Annotated in this window: 4 protein-coding genes; all 4 read right to left on the bottom strand. The window is 31.8% G+C overall.

Annotation, left to right across the window (positions count from 1 at the left end; translation table 11 throughout):
* On the bottom strand, window positions 1-1,010 hold a 1,010-nt coding region (locus tag A9G47_RS08080; protein WP_141674841.1), incomplete at its 3' end, for a hypothetical protein.
* A gap of 14 nt (window positions 1,011-1,024) precedes the next feature.
* Window positions 1,025-2,044 (bottom strand): hypothetical protein, encoded by a 1,020-nt coding sequence (locus tag A9G47_RS08075; protein ID WP_141674840.1) that lies wholly within the window; start codon window positions 2,042-2,044, stop codon window positions 1,025-1,027.
* Between the two features lie 100 nt (window positions 2,045-2,144).
* Complete coding sequence (locus A9G47_RS08070; protein ID WP_065568307.1) at window positions 2,145-2,411, bottom strand: hypothetical protein; 267 nt, start codon at window positions 2,409-2,411, stop codon at window positions 2,145-2,147.
* 70 nt (window positions 2,412-2,481) lie between these two features.
* Window positions 2,482-3,306, bottom strand: an 825-nt coding sequence (locus A9G47_RS14265; protein WP_176700680.1) for a hypothetical protein, incomplete at its 5' end; no start/stop codon positions are given.

Below are 3,306 nucleotides of genomic sequence, written 5' to 3'. Positions count from 1 at the left end.
AGTTGATGTTTTAAATCATCGGGTAAGAATTCTTGAAAATAATCGATTCTGCCGTCATTAAAGGTTATTTTGATATTACTATTTTGTTGTAGGGCAAATAAGGCAAGCGCTTGTGCTCGATATTGCTGTTTTTGTTTTTCAGCATAAACGAGATTCGTTTTATATACGGAAGATTCTCGATAATTTAATGTTTGTAAAGCAGGTAATTCAGCCAATCTTCCAATGGTTGAAAGTTCTATATTTGCATAGCATAACTCTAATTGCTTAACCTGATTTAACAGTCCACGATCTAACCATTGGTTAAATAATGAATCCTCAATTGACCAGATAGAGAGGTTATCGGCAAAAATATTCTGTTTTGCCAATAAATCATCAAAGGTTTTAAAATCAAGACCAAGATCATCTCGAGGCACTAATAATGAGACATAAGCATAATCACCCTCAATAATTGCTTGTTTAATCTGTTCTTGTTCATTGAAATGTAATTCTAAATTACCTGAATGATCTGTTTCTGCATAATCTAAATAGCGTGATTCAATCCTTTTACATGCATTATTTTCCCACTCCAGATACCAAGTTCTATCGCCAGTTGTTTCGGTAATATCAATATGTTTTTCTTCGTACCTTTTTATTCGACCTGTACCATCAGGATGATAACTAATATCTTTTACAATCCAACCGTTAATACATAGTGATTCACCTAATACAAATCCTGAAGAGTAATCATAAAATAAACCAGTAAAAGGCTTACCGTGATAAGTATAAGGAATATCATTCATTTCATAATCAAAGTCACCACTATGTAGCAATTCATAATCGACTTTTACCATACCGTTAGTTCCAAAAAAGCCATAATCTCGACTACCAGTAACAATACCGTCGGTAATTTCATATACTTGATAAAGTTGATTATCTCGATGATCGTAAGCTTCGCCATTAAATGGCGTATCGTTATAAAAGTAGTCATTACTGCGCTTTTCTAGTTGATTGAGTTCTATTCTGACTATCATGATTTTTTAATCTGTTAAGTAAGCTGTTGTTTTAAATCATCGGGTAAGAATTCTTGAAAATAATCGATTCTGCCGTCATTAAAGGTTATTTTTATATTGCTATTTTGTTGTAGGGCAAATAATGCGAGTGCTTGCGCTTGATATTGCTGTTTTTGTTTTTCGGCAGCAACGAGGTCTATTTTATAGACGGAAGATTCTTTACATTTTAATGTCTGTAAAGAAGGTAATTGAGCTAATCTAGCAAAGGTAGAATATTCAATATTTGTGTAGGATAACTCTAACTGCGTTATTTGATTTAAGAGCCCGCGATCTAACAGTTGGTTAAATAATGAATCCTCAATTGACCAGATAGAGAGGTTATCGGCAAAAATATCCTGTTTTGCCAATAAATCATCAAAGGTTTTAAAATCAAGACCTAAATCATCTCTAGGTACTAATAAGGAAACATAAACATAATCATCCTCAATAATTGCTCGGCTGATTTGTTTTTGATCGTTGAAATATAATTTTATATTACCTGAATGATCTGTTTCTGCATAATCTAAATAGCGTGATTCAATCCTTTTACATACATTATTTTCCCACTCCAATAACCACTCTCTATCACCAGTTGTTTCGGTAATATCAATTTGTTTTTCTTCGTATCTTTTTATTCGACCTGTACCATCGGGATAATAACCGATAGTTTTAACAAACCAACCATCAATACACAAATGTTCGACTTGTACAAAACCAAAACTATATTGATAACATAAACCTGTAAATGGTTTTCCTTGATAAGAATAACGGATGTCGTTCATTTCATAATCAAAGTCACCGCTATGTAACAATTCATAATCGACCTTTATCATACCATTGGCTTCAAAAACACCATAATCTCGACTACCTGTAATAATACCGTCGGTAATTTCGTATACCTGATAAAGTTGATTATCTCGATGATCGTAAGCTTCGCCATTAAATGGCGTATCGTTATAAAAGTAGTAATTACTGCGCTTTTCTAGTTGATTCAGTTCTATTCTGACTTTCATCATATGGGAACCTTAATCTTTTTATATTATCAACACCTAGTGTTCAAGATTTAGTATAGGTTATATTTTTGCTGTATCCAATTACAAAAAGGCAATATGATTGTTATAAACTTTTCTTTATATGTGGATAAATAAGTGCATTGATTTCCTCATCAGAGTATACGCCTCCTCCCATACAAAAAGCACCTGGTAACTCTTTTATTTGACAAAAAGATAAATGATACGCTTGCATAAAGTAATTTATTACAAGAAAAGAATTAAAGTCACTAGAATCAACTCTATCCTTGATTAACTTTATTAAAAAATTAATCTCTTTACCTTTTTTAGCATTTTCTCTTAATAGTTCTAATAATTCTTCATTTAAATTCATTTTATAATTTCATTTTTGAATTTGGCTTTGCATATCAAGCAACGATGATTCAATCATGATTTTTAATCTATTAAGTTAGTTGATGTTTTAAATCATCGGGTAAGAATTCTTGAAAATAATCGATTCTGCCGTCATTAAAGGTTATTTTGATATTACTATTTTGTTGTAGGGCAAATAAGGCAAGCGCTTGTGCTCGATATTGCTGTTTTTGTTTTTCAGCATAAACGAGATTCGTTTTATATACGGAAGATTCTCGATAATTTAATGTTTGTAAAGCAGGTAATTCAGCCAATCTTCCAATGGTTGAAAGTTCTATATTTGCATAGCATAACTCTAATTGCTTAACCTGATTTAACAGTCCACGATCTAACCATTGGTTAAATAATGAATCCTCAATTGACCAGATAGAGAGGTTATCGGCAAAAATATTCTGTTTTGCCAATAAATCATCAAAGGTTTTAAAATCAAGACCAAGATCATCTCGAGGCACTAATAATGAGACATAAGCATAATCACCCTCAATAATTGCTTGTTTAATCTGTTCTTGTTCATTGAAATGTAATTCTAAATTACCTGAATGATCTGTTTCTGCATAATCTAAATAGCGTGATTCAATCCTTTTACATGCATTATTTTCCCACTCCAGATACCAAGTTCTATCGCCAGTTGTTTCGGTAATATCAATATGTTTTTCTTCGTACCTTTTTATTCGACCTGTACCATCAGGATGATAACTAATATCTTTTACAATCCAACCGTTAATACATAGTGATTCACCTAATACAAATCCTGAAGAGTAATCATAAAATAAACCAGTAAAAGGCTTACCGTGATAAGTATAAGGAATATCATTCATTTCATAATCAAAGTCACCACTATGTAGCAATTCATAATC

Source organism: Gilliamella sp. WF3-4 (genome assembly GCF_001690275.1).
GTDB lineage: Bacteria > Pseudomonadota > Gammaproteobacteria > Enterobacterales > Orbaceae > Gilliamella > Gilliamella apicola_C.
Note: the sequence above shows the minus strand (reverse complement) of the source record. Positions and strands in the feature narration are given on the sequence as shown.